Below are 16,114 nucleotides of genomic sequence, written 5' to 3' on the forward strand. Positions count from 1 at the left end.
CGTGTCAGCCAATGCTGCCGTCTCGAAACCTGGCCGCTTCGTCGAGCAACCAGTCGATGAAGTGCTGGATCGCGGGAGGGGCTTGACCGGTGTCGGGGAGGATCAAGTCGTAGGTGAACGGTGAGTCGATCACGTGGCGATCCCCGAAGGGGCGTACCAATACGCCGCTGGCGAGGCGATCGGCGACGATGGCAGGGTTGGCGAGCATCACGCCGCGGCCGGCGATCGCTTGGTCCAGGGCCAGGCCGTAGAGGGAATATCGCTGCTGGATCGGCAGGGTCTTGCCCGGTAGTCCGGCGGCGTCGAACCAGTCTCGCCAGCCGGGGAAGTCGACGTTCTGTCGCGATTGCCAGACCACCTCGAGCAAGGGGTGGGCAAGCAGGTCGACGGGGGTGTCGATGGGGGATCGTTCCAATAGGGCGGGAGAGCAGACGGGGAATAATGAGTCCTCGAGCAGCCGCTCGCTGTGAACGCCGGGCCAGGGGCCGCGTCCGTAGCGCAGGGCGAGCCGTGCGCCGTTGCCGTGCCATATTGGGTCGCTCAGGTCCTGGTCTGCGTCCAGGGAGATCTCGACGTGGCTTTCCAGCGCCTCGAAGTCTGCCAGGCGTGGGAGTAGCCAGAATTGAGTGAATGAGGGCGGGGCGCTGAGGGTCAGCGTGGTAGCCGCATGGGCGCGCTCATGAACGGCTTGTACGCCGTTGGCGATGCGCGACAGACCGGCATCGACATCCTCGGCCAGCAGGTGGCCGGCATCGGTGACGTGCACGCCGTTGGCATGACGCTCGAACAGCGCCACGCCTAGCCGTTCTTCGAGCTGCTTGATTTGTCGGCTAACTGCGCCGGGTGTCACGGCCAAATGCTCCGCCGCTGTTTTGAAGCTTCCCGCTCGTGCGGCTTCCGAGAAGGCGCGCAGCGCGTTGAGGGGCAATCGCTCTATCTTCATGAGTTGAGTTTTCCTGAGCCTGAGGCTGCAGATTAATCGTTTGGATCGCAGCGCGGCAAATGCTCCACTGAGTCTCGATTCAATGGAGGGTGCGATCATGACGGAGTCGACTTCGGAGGCTGTCGTGGGAAGGTCGGGGGAGGCGTCGCCTCGATTGCGCCGCGGCCTGGATATGCCTGCCGGCATCGCGATGACCGGGTTTTGTCTGGTGTTGGGACTGCAGCAGGTGGCCATCAAGGCCGTGGCTGACGATATCACGCCCTTGAGCCAGATCGCGTTGCGCTCGCTGCTGGCGGGGGTAATGGTGCTGATCGTCGCGCGTATTCAGGGCATCGGCCTGGCGGCGTTTCGTGGCCGACTGGGCGCGGGCATTCTCGTCGGCCTGGGCTTTGCGGGGGAGTTCGGTTTCGTCGCCTGGGGGCTCAACTACACCCTGGCGTCGCACATGTCGGTGTTTCTGTACACGGCGCCGGTGTTCGCTGCCCTGGGACTGCATCTTTGGGTGCCGGGCGAACAGCTGGCGCGGCACCAATGGTGGGGAATCGGCGTGGCATTCGCGGGCATGCTGGTTGCCATGGCACCCTCGGCCGCGCCCGGTGCGCCGGCCGGCGACATCCTCCTGGGCGACGCCCTGGGATTGCTGGCGGGACTTTCATGGGCCGCCACCACGCTGGTGGTGCGCCGTTCCTCGCTTTCCGAGGCGCCCCCCGTACAGACGCTGACGTACCAACTCCTGACCGCAGGCGCGCTGTTGTTGCCCATCACCCTATGGCTGGGCGATTGGCAGCAGGCCACGTCCAGCGGCATGGCCGTGGCCAGCATGACCTTCCAGACGCTGGTCATCTCGTTCGGTGCTTTGCTGTTGTGGTTCGCCCTGCTGCGCCGTTACTGGGCCTCGCAGCTGGGTGTGTTTTCGTTCCTGTCACCGATCTTTGGGGTGCTCTTCGGCGCCGCCTTGCTGGACGAGCCCTTGAGCTGGAACTTCCTGCTCGGCGGGGCGGCGATTCTGCTGGGGATCGTGCTGGTCAGTCGCCAGGCGTGATGGCAGAGGCCCGGGTCAGGCGACCCAGTTCCTCGAGGTAGCTTTCCACGACCAGGTTGGGCGGTGCGCCCTTGCGAGTGATGGCGCTGTAGTGGGTCAGGTAATGCCAGCGTTCGGGGTTCAAGGCACGCATGCGGCCGTCGCGCACCCAGCGCTCGGCATAGTGGGTCGGCAAGTAGCCGATATAGCGGCCGGACAGGATCAAGAAGGCGATGCCTTCGCGGTCGGTCGCCGAGGCGGCGGCCTTGAGCGGAGCATGGCACGCCTTGACCTCCGGCGTCTGGGCGTAGGCGGGCACCACGGCGTCATGTACCGCGAGCCGCTCCTCGTCCACGTCTTTGACGTCGAAGAGCGGATGGTCGGCGGCGCAGTAGAGCCGCGACGCTTCCTCGTAGAGCGGCAGATACGCAAGCCCGGGCAATGTCTTGAGCGCCGGGATCACGCCGGTATGCAAGCGACCGTCCAGCACGCCCAGCTCGATGTCGCTGGGCGGAATCATGCGGATATTGATGCGTACCTCCGGCCCCCGCGCCTTGAGCGCGCTGAGGGCATCGGTGATATACATCTCGGGCATGGTCACCAGGTTATCCGTGATGCCGATACTGAGCTCGCCCTTGAGACGGGCATGCAGGCCATTGACGCGGGTTCGGAATCCCGCCACGGCCGTCTGCAGCTGGAGGGTGGCATCGTAGACCTCCGCGCCCTCGTCGGTGAGGGCGAAGCCGCCGCGTCCTCGCTGGCAGAGCCGCAGGCCGAGCCGTGTCTCCAGGTCGTTCATCGCCATGCTGATCGCCGCACGGCTGATGTTGAGTTCCACTTCGGCGGCGGAGAACCCGCCGCACTCCACGACCTTGCGGTAGATCCTCAGCAGACGCAGGTCGGCATCGCTCGGCTGCCCCATCAGGGTCTCGCTGCGGGAAGGCATGGCGGGATTCCTCATCTCGACGACGGACACCTGCGAGGATAGCCCTGCCAGCCAATAAAGTTAACCAGTGACTTGAATGAGATTCAGTATTTCTGGATTTAACTTATCCGCCGCCCCGCCTAGATTTTCGGTAGCACCATTCATCACCGCCTATCGGCAGGAGAAGACATGTCGGATCGCGAGTTTCCCCCCATGGCGGGTTTGAGCCCGGAGCAGCTGGACGCCTACTGGATGCCGTATACCGGCAATCGGCAATTCAAGCGCGACCCACGCCTCATCGTGGGCGCCAAGGGCAGCTATCTTACCGATGCCCAGGGTCGCCAAGTCTTCGATGCGCTCTCGGGGCTGTGGACCTGCGGCGCGGGGCATTGCCGCCCCGAAATCACCGAGGCGGTCAGTCGCCAACTCGGCGAGCTGGATTACTCGCCGGCCTTCCAGTACGGCCACCCCAAGGCCTTCGAGCTGGCGCATCGCCTGCGGGAATTGACGCCTCAGGGCCTCGATCATGTGTTCTTCACCGGCTCAGGCTCGGAGAGTGCCGATACCTCGCTGAAGATAGCGCGTGCTTACTGGCGCAAGAAGGGCAAGCCGAGCAAGACCAAGCTGATCGGGCGTTCCAAGGGGTATCACGGCGTCAACTTCGGCGGTTTCAGCCTGGGTGGCATCGGCGCCAATCGCACCATGTTTGGCCAGGGCGTGGATGCCGATCACCTGCCGCACACGCTACTCCCGGAGAACGCCTTCACCCAGGGCATGCCCGAGCGGGGGGCCGAGCGCGCCGATGAGTTGCTGGAACTGATCGCGCTGCATGATGCCTCCAACATCGCGGCGGTGATCGTCGAGCCGCTGGCCGGCTCCGCGGGAGTGATTCCGCCGCCCAAAGGCTATCTCAAGCGCCTGCGCGAGATCTGCGACCAGCACGACATCCTGCTAATCTTTGACGAGGTCATCACCGGCTTCGGGCGCATGGGGTCGATGACGGGGGCCGAGGAGTTCGGCGTGGTGCCGGACCTGCTCAATGTCGCCAAGCAGTTGACCAATGGGGCGGTACCCATGGGAGCGGTGGTCGTGCAAGGCGAGATCTATCGGACCTTCATGGAGCAGGGCGGCCCCGATTACATGCTCGAGCTGCCCCACGGCTATACCTATTCGGGACACCCGGTGGCTTGTGCCGCCGCCTTAGCCGCACTGGATGTGCTCGAGAACGACCGCCTGATCGAGCGAGTCAAGGAAATGGCGCCGACCTTCGAAAATGCGCTGCATTCTCTCAAGGGGACGCGCTACATCAGCGACATCCGCAATTACGGCCTCGCCGGCGCCCTGCAGATCGAACCGTATCCCGGCGAGCCGGGGCGGCGTCCTTTCGAGATCGCCATGAAGTGCTGGGAAAAGGGCTTCTACGTGCGCTATGGCGGCGACACCATCCAGCTAGGCCTGCCGTTCATCGTCGAGCGCGAGGAGATCGACCGCCTCGTCAATGTGCTGGGCGACGTCATCGGCGAACTGGAATAAATCAGGCAGCGCCCTCGCGAAGACTTGTCCACGGAAAGCGCATCGGAACACCGGCACTCAAGCATTTCTCTTACGGTTACATTCAAGAGGTGACACATGACCACACTCGGCCATCTGATCAACGGCTCACGCGTCGCCGGAGAAGGACGCACCCAGGATATCTTCAATCCCTCCACCGGTGAGGTCGGCGGCCAGGTGAGCCTGGCCAGCAAGGCCACCGTCGAGGACGCCATCGCCGCCGCCCAGGCCGCCTATCCGGCCTGGCGCGATACGCCGCCCGCCAAGCGGGCGCGGGTGATGTTCAACTTCAAGCAGTTGCTGGAGCAGAACGCCGACGAGATCGCCCGTCTGATCGGCCAGGAGCACGGCAAGATCGTCCATGACGCCAAGGGCGAGCTGCAGCGCGGCATCGAGAACGTGGAATATGCCTGCGGCGTGCCGGAGCTGCTCAAGGGCGAGCACAGCAAGAACACCGGGCCCGGCATCGACTCCTGGAGCGAATTCCAGCCGCTGGGCGTGGTGGCTGGCATCACGCCGTTCAACTTCCCGGCCATGGTGCCGCTGTGGATGTATCCTATGGCCATCGCCTGCGGCAACACCTTCGTGCTCAAGCCCTCCGAGCGCGACCCGACCTCGGCGCTCTACATCGCCGAGCTGGCCCTTGAAGCGGGCCTGCCCGCCGGTGTGCTAAACGTGGTCAACGGCGACAAGGAGGCGGTCGATACCCTGCTCGACGACGATCGCGTGAAGGCCGTGAGCTTCGTCGGTTCCACGCCGATCGCCGAAACCATCTACCAGCGTGCCAGTGCCAACGGCAAGCGCTGCCAGGCCCTCGGCGGCGCCAAGAACCACGCCATCGTGATGCCCGACGCCGACATGGACAACGTGGTCAACTCCCTGAACGGGGCTGCTTTCGGTTCCTCGGGGGAGCGCTGCATGGCGCTGTCGGTGGCGGTAGCCGTGGGCGACGAGACCGCCGACGCGTTGATCGGCAAGATGCAGACGCAGATGAAGACCCTGAAGGTCGGGCCCTTCCATGATGCCGAGAACGACTTCGGCCCGGTGATCACCAAGGCCCACCAGGAGAAGGTCTGCGGCTACATCGACAGCGCCGAGCAGCAGGGCGCTAATATCGTGGTCGACGGTCGCGGTGCCCAGGTGGCGGGGCACGAGCACGGCTTTTATGTCGGCGGGACGCTGATCGACCGCGTCACGCCCGACATGACGTGCTATCTCGAGGAGATTTTCGGGCCGGTGCTGCTCGTGGTGCGTGTCGGCACAATGGAAGAGGCCATGCGGCTGATCGACGATCACGAATATGGCAACGGCACCTGCATCTACACCCGTGACGGCGAGGCGGCGCGTTACTTCAGCGATCATATCCAGGTGGGCATGGTCGGCATCAACGTGCCGTTGCCGGTGCCGGTTTCCTATCACAGCTTCGGTGGCTGGAAGCGCTCGCTGTTCGGCGACCTGGCCGCCTACGGGCCGGACGCCGTGCGCTTTTACACCAAGCGCAAGACCGTGACCCAGCGCTGGCCGTCGGCCGGCGTCCGCGAGGGCGCGCAGTTCTCCTTTCCTTCCTGAGGCTCGATGGCCCCGTTTGTACGGGGCCATTGCTTTCCCTAGCTTTCAGCGCTTCCTTCGAATTGCGCGAAGACCTCATCGCCGGTCAGGCGGGGAGTGTCGTTGGCGAAATCGTAGAAGCTCGGCTTTTCATCGATGAATATCTGTTGGTCGATGGTCCAGGGTTCGCCGGTATCCAGCAGGCCCACGGGAAAGGCGTAGTGCTGGCCATTGGCGAGCCGGTAGAAGAGGTGCGTGCCGCACTGTCGGCAGAAGCCGCGTTCGGCCCAGTCCGAGGAAGCGTAAACGCTGACGCTTTCCTCGCCCTCGAGGGTCATGGGCGCGTCGCTTTCGACGGCGAACATCGGGCCGCCGCCCCAAGTCTGACACATGCGACAGTGGCAAATGCTCACGGCGTGGGTGGCAAGTGAAACGCGAAGGCTGACGGCGCCGCACAGGCAGGTGCCTTGGCTTTCTTGGGATGCTGACATGGTGGGCTCCTTCGAGTGAGAGATAATAAAGACCGGCAATGTCGTCAGGAATGGGGGAGTCAGTCAATGGCCTCGATGGCATCGGCGACGGCCGCCTTGACGCGATTCAAGTAATCGCTGCCGTTGGAGGGTGGCGTGGGGTCGCTGGTCATGACAAGGGTGGCGTCATGCTCCGGCACCACGAAAAGCAATTGCCCACCATATCCCCAGCCATAATAGACCGGCGTATCGGCAAGCTGGGTGATGAACCACCCGTAGCCGTAGTCGTCCTGATTGAAGTGCGAGCGGGTACGCGGCTGCCAGGAACGCGCGATCCACGAGGCGGGAAGCACACGTTCACCGTCGTACATGCCTTTTTGACGATATAGCTCGCCGATCTTCAACAAGGCGCGTGGCGTAAGCCCCATTTCGTTCCCCCCGAAATAGATGCCTTGCGGGTCACGCGTCCAGGGCGGTATCTCGATCCCCAGGGGCGCCCCCAGCCATTCGCGCATCAAAGTGAGCGTATCGCGGCCACTGGCGTCGGTCAGCGCGGCCGACAGCAGATGGCTGTTGCCGGTCGAATACAGCATACGACCGCCGGGATCGGCGACGAAGGGGCGCGACAAGGCATTGCCGACCCAGTCGTCGCTGGCCACCCAGCCACCGTAGTTGGCGCCGGAGGTGCGCTCGAGCCCAGCCTGCATCGACAGCAGGTGGCCGATCTTGATGTCGTGGACACGAGGATCGGCGTCACGAGGCACTCGCTCGCCTAGCAATTCAGCGATCGGTTGGTCGACGCCCTGGATGACATCACGTGCGATAGCGGCGCCCACCAGGGCCGAGATGAGTGTCTTGGAGAGCGACTTGATATTGGTGATGTCATCGGGGGAGTGGCCGCGCCAGCCACGGGCGACGAGAGTCTCGCCGTCGACGGCGATGAGCAGGGTATGCGTGCGTGGCAAGTCGCCGATGCGTTGTGCGGCTTGCTCGAGTGCCGGGCGATCAATGGCCGCCATGGCGGGCAGTGCCATGCTGGCGAGCGTGATGGTCAGTAGCGATAAGCGCCAGGGGCAACGTCGTAAGGGCAACATGCGGTACGCATTCCATTGCAGGGAAAGGATGAGTGTGGCTGATGGTGGGAGAGATCCCAAAAGATGACGCGCAAAAAAAAAGTCCCCAAGAAGGGGACTAGGGGAGCACGCCAGCTCACTCGGTTCATCGTTGCTGGGCAACGACGCTAAAAAGGGGAAGAAGGCGCCGGATTCGATGGTTGGCGTTCTTCGTGTCTTATAGATAGCGAAATGCGTGCCGTTTTTTATAAAAACAATGTAAAGCAATGACTTAGAAATTTAGGGTGTCGATGTAGAATGCCGCAGGGTGGGGTGCTGCGGCGAGGGATGCGCCAAGACGGAGAATTGCATGGGATTGGCGCACCATGAGTGAGCAGCAATTACCCGCCGATGCCCAACACCGGATAGAGCGAGGCTACGAGTAATGCGGCCATGGCGATATTGAACGCGCGGCGACGCCGGGCGCTTGAGAGCCACTGGCGAACCACCGTGCCCAGCCAGGCCCAAATGGAAATCGCCGGGAAGCAGACCAGGGCGAAGGCAGCCGCCACCAGCATGATGGATAGTAGCGAGCGGTCGGGCGCGTAAAGCGTGATCGCCGACAGGCCCATCGCCCACGCCTTGGGATTCACCCATTGAAAGGCCGCGGCTTGCCAGAAGGTCATTGGTTGACCACCGGCCGCCGTGTCTTTCAGCGGCGCGGCCGTGGCGACTTTCCAGGCCAGCCAGAGCAGATAACCGATGGAGATGACTTCCAGAACGTTACGCAGGAGGGGAAAAGCGTCAAACAGCGCCATCAGCCCGATACCAGCCATCAAGGTCAATACGGTCAAGCCACCGACGATGCCGATCATGTGCGGCACTGTTCTGCGAAACCCGAAGTTGGCACCGGAAGCCATGAGCATGAGGTTGTTGGGCCCCGGGGTCGCGGTGGTGACCAACGCGAAGCCCAGCAGCGCGGCGAGTGTGGGGAAATTCATGGACGATCCTCTCTTTGCACGTGGCGTGAAATTTTAAGAGAATCGTGACGCAATATTGGCCCTTATATCGTCGTTTTTGCGCGTTTTATGCAATGAAGGAATGAAATGGATGCTGTAGACCGCAGGATATTGCAAGAGCTTACGCAGGATGGTCGTATCAGCAACGTGCAGCTGGCCGAGCGTGTCGCATTATCGCCTTCGGCATGCCTGCGTCGTGTCCAGGAGCTTGAGCGCACGGGCGTGATTCGCGGCTATCGTGCGGTGACCGATCCCCAGCACATGGGGCGCGGGTTCGTGGCCTATGTCACGGTGGGACTGTCATCGCACACCAAGGCCGCTCAGGAAAGCTTCGAGCGTGCCATGTATGTCGCCTCCGACGTGATCGAATGTCACAACATCGCCGGCACGTTCGAGTATCTCTTGCGGGTCGAAAGCCAGGATCTAGCGAGCTACAAACGCTTTCACACCGAAATGCTGGGGACGCAGCCCCATGTCAGCGCGATCACGACGCATATCGTGATGAGTTCACCGAAAGACGAGCGGCGTTAATCGGTCGGCCGGTGCCCGATGCACCGGCCGAGGAAGGAAGCAGTAGCGAGCATCGGCAGGACGCCGATGCATAGCCTTATAGATTGGCGAGGATGGTTTCGGCGCTGCTCTTCTCGACGCCCTTCTCATCGACGCCTAAGTAGCTCACCACGCCATCGTCGACGATCATGGCGTAACGCTGGCTGCGGGTGCCCATGCCAGCGCCGCTGGCGTCCTTTTCCATGCCGATGGCGCGAGTGAAGTCGGCGTGGCCGTCGGCAAGCATGGTGATCGCCTGGGCGTTTTGATCCTGCTGCCAGGCGCCGAGCACGAAAGCGTCGTTGACGGCCAGGCAGGCGATGGTATCCACCCCCTTGGCGAGAATGTCGTCAGCATTGATCACGAAGCCCGGCATATGGGTGTTGGAGCATCCCGGCGTGAACGCGCCGGGCACCGCGAACAGCACCACACGCTTGCCGGCGAACAGTTCGCCGGTATCGAGGTCTTCGGGGCCGTTGGCACCGTTGGTCTTGAGGGTGACGCTGGGCAGCTTGTCGCCTTGCACGATGGTCATGGTCAACTCCTTTAGATGATCGATCCTGATCATTCACAGTGCGCTAATCATGGCGGATGCCGCAACCCCTTGATGTGGTGTGGTGAGCGTCACCATGGCACCTACCACCGCCCAAGGGCGGTGGCTTTTTTCGTGAGCCAATAAGAAGATGCGGTTTAACGCACCGCAATGGCATCGACGGGGGTTGCGTTGTCTGCGGCGGCGTTGTGATAGGCGGCGTCTTCTTCGGCAAGAACCTGCGGCGAGAAGCGGACGAGCAGGGTGCAAAAGGAGGCGAGTATCACCGCGACGCCCAGGAAGAAGAGGCCTTGCTGATAAGAAAGCGATTCGCTGCGGAACAGAAAACCGGCACCGACGGCGCCCGCGTTGCCACCGGCCCCCACGATACCGGCGACAGCGCCGAGGGCTTTCTTGTTGATGAAGGGCACGACCCCGAAGGTGGCACCTTCAGCCATTTGAGTGAACAGGCTAAAGACCAGCATGATGCTGATGGCGAGCGCCAGCGTCTGCATCTGGGCGAAGCCCATCAGAGCAATCCCTTCACAAAGCATGGCGATGAACAGCCAGCGCACGCGCCCCTTTAGGCCACCGTGGCGGGCGAAGAGATCCGAGAAGATGCCGCCGAGAGTGCGGGCGAACAGATTCATCAAGCCGAACAGACCGGCGATGAGCCCGGCGGTCGCCAGGTCGAGCTCGAAGTTATCGAAGAAGTAAATGGCAGCGATGTTGTTGATGGTCAATTCGACGCCGAAGCAGGCTGCGTAGACGATGAACAGCGCCCAGACGCGTATATCCTTCATAGCGGCGCCAAAGCTTTGCGTCATGCCGTGTTCCTTCTCGGCATAGGGGAGCTCACCGCGCGTCCGCAGCGCGTCGAAGTTGCCGTTCGGTGCGTCTTGCGTAAAGAAGTAGTAAGCGATACCAGTCGCGAACAGGACGATGCCGGGCACGACCATGGCTAGGCGCCAGCCAAGTGCCTCGTTGACGCCCAGCATCAGGATGCCGGAAAAGACCAGCGGCATCAGGATTTGCGTGGTGCCGCCACCCAGGTTGCCCCAGCCCGCCGTGGTGGCGTTGGCGGTGCCGACCACGTTAGGCGCGAACATGATAGAGGAGTGGTACTGGGTGATGACGAAGGAAGCGCCGATCGCGCCGATGGCCAGCCGTGCCACCAGGAAGGTTTCAAAGTTGTCGGCGAGGCCGATCAACATTACCGGCAAGGAACCGAGGCACAAAAGCCAAGTGTAAGCCCTGCGGGGGCCGATCTTGTCGCAGAGAACCCCAATCACCAGACGTACCAAGACGGTAATGGCCACCGAGGCGATGATGGTGTTGCCGATCTGGGCTTTGCTCAGGTCGAGATCTTCACGCACCACGGCCATCAAGGGGGCGATACCGAACCAACCGAAGAAGCAGACGTGGAACGCGAACCACGACATGTGGAAGGCACGCATCTGCGGTGTCTTGAGGCTGAAAAGCCGTATCTTATTGGCTTTGTTGCGGATTTCCATGGCTCATCCTCTAATGTTGGAGTAGCGGAGGTCGAACGCGCCGTCGGCGACCTTCGTCATGAAGGGCCGGGGTCTTGGGTTCGACGCACTCGTACTCACTTGGCGAGCCTGGTCCACGTCTTGCTGTCCTATAAAAAAGCAAAAGACATGCCAATGGGGCAGGGCGATGATGAGTACCCGGCTGATCTGCTCAAAGCGGTCCATTGGCATGCTTTTGGTGCGTCTTGAGGCGCTATTGCACCGTTGTAATGCATCGATGGCGCACTGCTGGTGTGCAGGGGCCGTTTGGCATGGGCTGCCGCAGGGCATGGCCTGGCATGTAACCTGCATTACAAATCGACAAGCACCCAGGGGGAGTAAGCGCATGACCGTGAAGGTGCTGATCGTGGATGCGCGTCCGGAACGTTCGCGAGCACTCGAACATGCGTTGCGTGACGCGGGATTCGATGTCGTGACGCGTGCCGACGAGCATGACGATCTCTACGCCATCATGACGCGCGTCAAACCGGATGCGGTGATCATCGATGCGGCGCTGCCCAGTCGCGATACCTTGGAGCACATGGGGCAACTGGGTCGCCGCTTCCCGAAGCCGATGATCATGCTTGCCGAGGAAGAAACGCCGGACTTGACGCGCGAAGCGACGAGTGCAGGCGTCAGCGCCTACGTGGTCGAGGACGTGCAACCGGCGCTGGTGCGTTCGATGGTTAACGTGGCGATTGCGAGCTTCGAAGCGCATCGCGCTCTCAAGGGCGAATTGACCAAGACGCAGACCACGCTCTCTCAGCGACGCACCATTGAGCGCGCCAAGAGCCAATTGATGGAAATGCACGCGTTCAGTGAAGACGCCGCCTATCAATGGCTACGCAAACGCGCCATGAATCGTCGGCTGACCATTCACGAGGTGGCTCAGGCCGTCCTGGCCAGCGATGACGTCGAGTCGTAGGAGACAATGATGAATGAGCCCCAAACGCCTCGAAGCGAGTGGCCCTTGCCCGAGCGCGATACATTGACCCTGGGCATGTTGCCGCTCAACGATGCTGCGCCACTGGTGGTGGCGCTAGAACGCGGCTTCTTCGCGACGCATGGGCTAGATGTGTCGCTGCACGTCGAGTCGTCGTGGGCGGGCTTGCGCGATGGTATGCAGCTCGGACTCCTCGATGGCGCGCAGATGCTGCCCTTGATGCCGCTGGCCTCGACATTGGGACTCGATGGACGCTCTACACCGATGCTTTCGGCGCTGACGCTGAACCTCGGGGGTAATGCCATCACTGTGTCCAATGCGTTGTATGCCAGCATGCAGGCAGCCGATCCTGAGGCCATGGCGCAGTCACCGATCTCCGCCCGTGCATTGGCAGCGGTGGTGCGCCAACGACGGGCCGCCGGCGAGTCGGCGTTGCGTTTCGCTAGCGTGTATCCATTTTCTTCGCACCGCTATCAGCTACGCTATTGGCTGGCGGAAGGCGGTGTCGACCCCGATCGTGATCTCGAGTTACGCGTGGTGCCCCCGCCCTTGGTAGCGGAGCAACTCGAGGCTGGATGGCTGGATGGCTACTGTGTCGGCGAACCCTGGAATACGCTCGCGGCACGTCGTGAAAGTGGTCGTGTGCTGATTGGTAGTCACGCCATTTGGCAGCATGGGCAGGAAAAAGTCTTTGCGGTACGCGAGGCATGGGCCGATGCCTATCCGGCAACGCACCGCGCGGTGCTACGCGCGCTACTCGAGGCTTGCGCCTGGCTGGACGGTTCGGCGCAGCGTGTCGAGGCGGCACGCTTGATGTGCGAAAAGGGCTACCTGGACGTGCCCCCCACCGTGGTGGAGGAAAGCATGGCGGGGGAAGGTACGCCGGCGCCGCATGGCGTGAGTGTGTTCCATCGTCATGCCGCGAACTTCCCGTGGCGGTCTCATCTACGCTGGTACACTGAACAGATGCGACGTTGGGAGCATCTGGATGTCGCCGAGCCTGTGCTCGAGGACTGCCTGACACGTTGCGTGCGGCCGGACCTTTTCCGCGAAGCGGCCGATGATCTTGGCTTCAATTACCCGCTGGTCGATGTTAAAAGCGAAGGCGAACATGCGTCGCAATGGGCGCTGGAAGGGCGTCGTGGGGACATCGCCATGGGGGGTGATCAACTGTTGGGCGGCGTGCGTTTTACGGGACGAGGCTGAGAGCGAGGCTGAAGAAGCCCTGAACGCAAACCGCCTCACCGGAATGGTGAGGCGATTCGTGAAGGGTGGCGCTTGGCTAAGCGTTTCTTAGCCTTCGTCGCCCGATTTCTCGTCGAGATGCACGCTGGCGATGGCCGGTGCATCGCTGTCGCTTTCCAGCTTGGCGAGCAATGGCTTGGACTCCTTCTGGAATGCCGCTAATGCCTTGCCTTCCAAACTTTGGTTCTCGGGAAGTTTGACGCGCATCGCGTCGACGGAGCGATCGTTGACCATGACTTCGTAATGCAGGTGTGGACCCGTACTACCTCCGGTGTTGCCGGACAAGGCGATCTCCTGACCCATCTCGACACGATCACCTTCAGAGACGAGGCGCTTAGAGAGGTGCATGTAGCGCGTCTTGTAGCCGTTGTCGTGGCGAATGACGAGGTAGTTGCCGGCCCCATTGGCCTGAAAGGCGGATTTCACGACGCGACCGGCCGCCGGCGAGTCGACGGCGGTGCCGGTACGCATGGCGAAGTCAGTGCCCCGGTGCGGGCTGATGCGTCCGGTTATGGGGTGCTTGCGCCGTAGGTTGAACGGTGAGCTGATGCGATAATGTCCTTCGAACGGATACCGGTTGAAGGCGGGATCGAGGCTCTGACCGTCGGGCGTGTAAAACTGATCGTCGGCGCTATTGCGCACGACGGTCAGGTCCATGCGCTCACCCTGATATTGAGCGGCAAGAATGCGCGAGTCGACGCTTTCGCCTTCCAGCATATCGGATTCGACGAGCACCTGGAAATGATCGCCAGCACGCGTGTTTCGCCGAAAATCCAGCTTCTTCGCAAGCAGTGTCGTTAACTGGGCGACCTCTGAGCGGGAAAGCCCTGTGGATTCCGCCGAGAGGGTGAAGCTTCCGTTGACCGTACCGGCAAAGAGACGTTGAGACGGCTCGGTGGCCTTGAGGATATTGGAGACGTCGAAATCGTCTTGGGGGGACTTACGCTCGATCAAGTAGCCCTCACGTGCATTTTTCATGACACGCAGTGCGAGCAGGTCGCCTTCCTGGTCGAGCTTGTAATCGAACGAGCGCCCGACACGCCAGCGGGTCAAAGCGCTCTTGTCGGGAATGCTGTCCAGAATGTGCATGACATCGCTGTATCCCAAGCCCAGGGTACGCTCCGCCGTCAAGGCGAACGTATCCCCTTTCTGTACCGTATAGGTTTCCCATTCCGGGACGAATTCCTGCCGTGTGGCGATTTCGCGCTCAAGATCGGGGGGGCCGTCCTCGTCGTGCAACTCCGTCGGGTCGATGGAAAAGTCTTCGTAGGATGTTCCGCCCAAGGCGTCATCGTCGAGCTCGCCCTCCGAAAGAAGCCCAGGTAACTGAATGGCTGCGTGAAGAGCCTCGGCGGCAAGGTAAGGAGGGGCTGCTTGAGCCTCGAAAGCTGATGCATCGGATACGGTGTCATCAGCCGCATGCGCCTTGTCGATGACATCGACATCGACGATTTCCTGGGCCTTGAGTTCACTCAGCGGCATATCGCGAGTGGTGATGGTTTCCAGAGTGTCGAGGGCACTGCCCGCAAGCGAGGGAGACGACGACCGAGAATCGTCGACGTCTTGAGTAATTTGGTGAGTGGCTGAATGGCCACCATTGCCGTCGATAACGGTAATGATTTTGTGCGCGCCCAGCACGGTCACCATGGTGGCGACCGGTAACAAAATTAATTTATGTGTGCGGGGCAGCGAATGAAGAATCCGCAACATGATAAATAGAAGCCGTATACGTGAACGTTAGTTAAATAGATAAAAGGCATCGAAACGATAACTCATGCTAAATGAAATGCCTATCCTGTTCATGCATACAGCATAGGCAAGCTGATATCCTCGGCTTGCCTATAAAGTGGCTATGTTGGTAGTCCCTTACCGGTGCCACGAGATGTACCGTAGCGCCATGATTTTAGTCGGTCAAGCTGCCGTCTCGGTAGGCCTGCATGGCGGCCTCGAGCTCGCTGCGTGAGTTCATCACGAAAGGCCCGTAGTGAGCGATAGGCTCGCGGTGCGGTGTGCCACGCAAGAGCAGGGCGCCGGCCTTGCCGTTTGACTCCAGGGTGAGCGCATCGCCTGCCTCGAGTACTGCGAGGTGACCAGCCTTTACCGCTTGGTTACCAATCTTCACCGTGCCTAGATAGGCATATACGAGCAAGGTCTCGTCACTGAGTTGCGTTAGCGACAAGGTGCCCGAGTCGAGCCGCACATCGGCAACGCCAGCATCTCCGGCCAGGGCATCGAGAGGACCGTCGATGCTGGCCGTGGCGTTTTGCCAGCGACCGCCGAGAGCGACCAAGTGAGCGGCTTGCCCTTCGAGGCGTGGCATGTCTTGCGCGCGTATATCGCGATAAGTGGCCGTGCTCAGTTTGTCGCGTGCCGGTAGGTTGATCCACAACTGAAAGGCGTGAAGTCCTTGGCTGTCGGTCAGCGGCATCTCGGAATGGATCATCCCGCGCCCGGTGTGCATCCATTGCGCATCACCAGCATGGATGGTGCTGCTGTGGCCGAGGTGATCCTCGTGCGTCAGCCCCCCGTTAATGACATAAGTGAGTGTCTGCATGCCCCGGTGCGGGTGTGGTGGAAAGCCCCCGATATAATCATCGGGCCGATCCGACCCAAGCTCGTCGAGCATGAGAAATGGATCGAGCCCTCCTTCGAAGTCATGTAGGCGCTTGATCTTGACGCCATCGCCATCCTGGCTTGGGTGGCTGGAGCGGATATGTTTGATCTGGCGGTCAGCCTGCATCGTATGTGCCATGATGAATCCTCTTGATGACTATGACTGGCATT

The 16,114-nt window shown here is 61.5% G+C and carries 15 protein-coding genes; 6 read left to right on the plus strand and 9 right to left on the minus strand.

All coding sequences use genetic code 11. The annotated features are described in order from the left end of the window. Nucleotides 1-4 precede the first annotated feature (4 nt). On the minus strand, nucleotides 5-943 hold the full coding sequence (locus L1075_RS08350; RefSeq protein ID WP_246941342.1) for a LysR substrate-binding domain-containing protein: 939 nt from the start codon (nucleotides 941-943) through the stop codon (nucleotides 5-7). Nucleotides 944-1,040: 97 nt separating this feature from the next. Here L1075_RS08350 and L1075_RS08355 point away from each other — a divergent pair, with 97 nt between their 5' ends. Further along, nucleotides 1,041-1,985 carry a DMT family transporter gene (locus tag L1075_RS08355; RefSeq protein WP_083632983.1) on the plus strand — a complete coding sequence of 315 codons (945 nt, stop codon included), beginning with the start codon at nucleotides 1,041-1,043 and terminating at the stop codon, nucleotides 1,983-1,985. Here L1075_RS08355 and L1075_RS08360 read toward each other — a convergent pair. Continuing rightward, nucleotides 1,969-2,910 carry a LysR family transcriptional regulator gene (locus L1075_RS08360; RefSeq protein ID WP_075369990.1) on the minus strand — a complete coding sequence of 314 codons (942 nt, stop codon included), beginning with the start codon at nucleotides 2,908-2,910 and terminating at the stop codon, nucleotides 1,969-1,971. The genes L1075_RS08355 and L1075_RS08360 overlap by 17 nt on opposite strands. Nucleotides 2,911-3,078: 168 nt before the next feature. Between L1075_RS08360 and aptA the strand changes: the two genes are divergently transcribed. Both aptA and L1075_RS08370 read left to right on the plus strand, forming a co-directional pair. Then, nucleotides 3,079-4,422 carry an omega-aminotransferase AptA gene (gene aptA / locus L1075_RS08365; RefSeq protein ID WP_075369991.1) on the plus strand — a complete coding sequence of 448 codons (1,344 nt, stop codon included), beginning with the start codon at nucleotides 3,079-3,081 and terminating at the stop codon, nucleotides 4,420-4,422. 96 nt (nucleotides 4,423-4,518) lie between these two features. Next, nucleotides 4,519-6,009: a CoA-acylating methylmalonate-semialdehyde dehydrogenase gene (locus tag L1075_RS08370; protein WP_178999343.1), complete on the plus strand. Its 1,491-nt coding sequence runs from the start codon at nucleotides 4,519-4,521 to the stop codon at nucleotides 6,007-6,009. Between the two features lie 38 nt (nucleotides 6,010-6,047). Here the strand turns inward: L1075_RS08370 and L1075_RS08375 are convergent, their stop codons facing one another. The 3 genes from L1075_RS08375 to L1075_RS08385 form a co-directional block, all read right to left on the minus strand. After that, nucleotides 6,048-6,479: a GFA family protein gene (locus L1075_RS08375; RefSeq protein ID WP_040244187.1), complete on the minus strand. Its 432-nt coding sequence runs from the start codon at nucleotides 6,477-6,479 to the stop codon at nucleotides 6,048-6,050. Nucleotides 6,480-6,538: 59 nt separating this feature from the next. Further along, on the minus strand, nucleotides 6,539-7,552 hold the full coding sequence (locus tag L1075_RS08380; RefSeq protein ID WP_246941343.1) for a serine hydrolase domain-containing protein: 1,014 nt from the start codon (nucleotides 7,550-7,552) through the stop codon (nucleotides 6,539-6,541). Between the two features lie 359 nt (nucleotides 7,553-7,911). Then, nucleotides 7,912-8,511 (minus strand): LysE family translocator, encoded by a 600-nt coding sequence (locus L1075_RS08385; protein ID WP_040244184.1) that lies wholly within the window; start codon nucleotides 8,509-8,511, stop codon nucleotides 7,912-7,914. Between the two features lie 105 nt (nucleotides 8,512-8,616). On the opposite strand from L1075_RS08385, the gene L1075_RS15730 reads away from it, so the two are divergent. Beyond that, on the plus strand, nucleotides 8,617-9,060 hold the full coding sequence (locus L1075_RS15730) for an Lrp/AsnC family transcriptional regulator (protein WP_281504117.1): 444 nt from the start codon (nucleotides 8,617-8,619) through the stop codon (nucleotides 9,058-9,060). A 76-nt stretch (nucleotides 9,061-9,136) separates the two neighbouring features. On the opposite strand, the gene L1075_RS08400 is transcribed toward L1075_RS15730, so the two are convergent. Together L1075_RS08400 and L1075_RS08405 are read right to left on the minus strand one after the other, a co-directional pair. After that, nucleotides 9,137-9,613, minus strand: coding sequence for a peroxiredoxin (locus tag L1075_RS08400; RefSeq protein WP_040244181.1), 477 nt, complete (start codon nucleotides 9,611-9,613; stop codon nucleotides 9,137-9,139). A gap of 155 nt (nucleotides 9,614-9,768) precedes the next feature. Then, a complete protein-coding gene (locus tag L1075_RS08405; RefSeq protein WP_246941344.1) occupies nucleotides 9,769-11,124 on the minus strand; it encodes an MFS transporter in 1,356 nt (451 codons plus the stop codon). Between the two features lie 364 nt (nucleotides 11,125-11,488). Between L1075_RS08405 and L1075_RS08410 the strand changes: the two genes are divergently transcribed. Continuing rightward, entirely contained in the window at nucleotides 11,489-12,067 is a 579-nt protein-coding gene (locus L1075_RS08410; protein WP_246941346.1) for an ANTAR domain-containing response regulator, read from the plus strand. A gap of 9 nt (nucleotides 12,068-12,076) precedes the next feature. Next, nucleotides 12,077-13,291, plus strand: a complete 1,215-nt coding sequence (locus L1075_RS08415) for a CmpA/NrtA family ABC transporter substrate-binding protein (RefSeq protein ID WP_246941348.1) — start codon at nucleotides 12,077-12,079, stop codon at nucleotides 13,289-13,291. Nucleotides 13,292-13,378: 87 nt separating this feature from the next. On the opposite strand, the gene L1075_RS08420 is transcribed toward L1075_RS08415, so the two are convergent. Both L1075_RS08420 and L1075_RS08425 read right to left on the minus strand, forming a co-directional pair. Beyond that, nucleotides 13,379-15,040, minus strand: coding sequence for a peptidoglycan DD-metalloendopeptidase family protein (locus tag L1075_RS08420; RefSeq protein WP_246941350.1), 1,662 nt, complete (start codon nucleotides 15,038-15,040; stop codon nucleotides 13,379-13,381). A 193-nt stretch (nucleotides 15,041-15,233) separates the two neighbouring features. Next, a complete protein-coding gene (locus L1075_RS08425) occupies nucleotides 15,234-16,082 on the minus strand; it encodes a pirin family protein (RefSeq protein WP_246941352.1) in 849 nt (282 codons plus the stop codon). Nucleotides 16,083-16,114 lie beyond the last annotated feature (32 nt).

It is taken from the genome of Chromohalobacter beijerinckii, assembly GCF_023061185.1.
GTDB classification, from domain to species: domain Bacteria; phylum Pseudomonadota; class Gammaproteobacteria; order Pseudomonadales; family Halomonadaceae; genus Chromohalobacter; species Chromohalobacter beijerinckii.

Coding starts and splice junctions, on each gene's coding strand:
- L1075_RS08350 (WP_246941342.1), bottom strand. CDS start 943: ATGAAGATAGAGCGATTGCCCCTCAACGCGCTGCGCGCCTTCTCGGAA.
- L1075_RS08355 (WP_083632983.1), top strand. CDS start 1,041: ATGACGGAGTCGACTTCGGAGGCTGTCGTGGGAAGGTCGGGGGAGGCG.
- L1075_RS08360 (WP_075369990.1), bottom strand. CDS start 2,910: ATGCCTTCCCGCAGCGAGACCCTGATGGGGCAGCCGAGCGATGCCGAC.
- aptA (WP_075369991.1), top strand. CDS start 3,079: ATGTCGGATCGCGAGTTTCCCCCCATGGCGGGTTTGAGCCCGGAGCAG.
- L1075_RS08370 (WP_178999343.1), top strand. CDS start 4,519: ATGACCACACTCGGCCATCTGATCAACGGCTCACGCGTCGCCGGAGAA.
- L1075_RS08375 (WP_040244187.1), bottom strand. CDS start 6,479: ATGTCAGCATCCCAAGAAAGCCAAGGCACCTGCCTGTGCGGCGCCGTC.
- L1075_RS08380 (WP_246941343.1), bottom strand. CDS start 7,552: ATGTTGCCCTTACGACGTTGCCCCTGGCGCTTATCGCTACTGACCATC.
- L1075_RS08385 (WP_040244184.1), bottom strand. CDS start 8,511: ATGAATTTCCCCACACTCGCCGCGCTGCTGGGCTTCGCGTTGGTCACC.
- L1075_RS15730 (WP_281504117.1), top strand. CDS start 8,617: ATGGATGCTGTAGACCGCAGGATATTGCAAGAGCTTACGCAGGATGGT.
- L1075_RS08400 (WP_040244181.1), bottom strand. CDS start 9,613: ATGACCATCGTGCAAGGCGACAAGCTGCCCAGCGTCACCCTCAAGACC.
- L1075_RS08405 (WP_246941344.1), bottom strand. CDS start 11,124: ATGGAAATCCGCAACAAAGCCAATAAGATACGGCTTTTCAGCCTCAAG.
- L1075_RS08410 (WP_246941346.1), top strand. CDS start 11,489: ATGACCGTGAAGGTGCTGATCGTGGATGCGCGTCCGGAACGTTCGCGA.
- L1075_RS08415 (WP_246941348.1), top strand. CDS start 12,077: ATGAATGAGCCCCAAACGCCTCGAAGCGAGTGGCCCTTGCCCGAGCGC.
- L1075_RS08420 (WP_246941350.1), bottom strand. CDS start 15,040: ATGTTGCGGATTCTTCATTCGCTGCCCCGCACACATAAATTAATTTTG.
- L1075_RS08425 (WP_246941352.1), bottom strand. CDS start 16,082: ATGGCACATACGATGCAGGCTGACCGCCAGATCAAACATATCCGCTCC.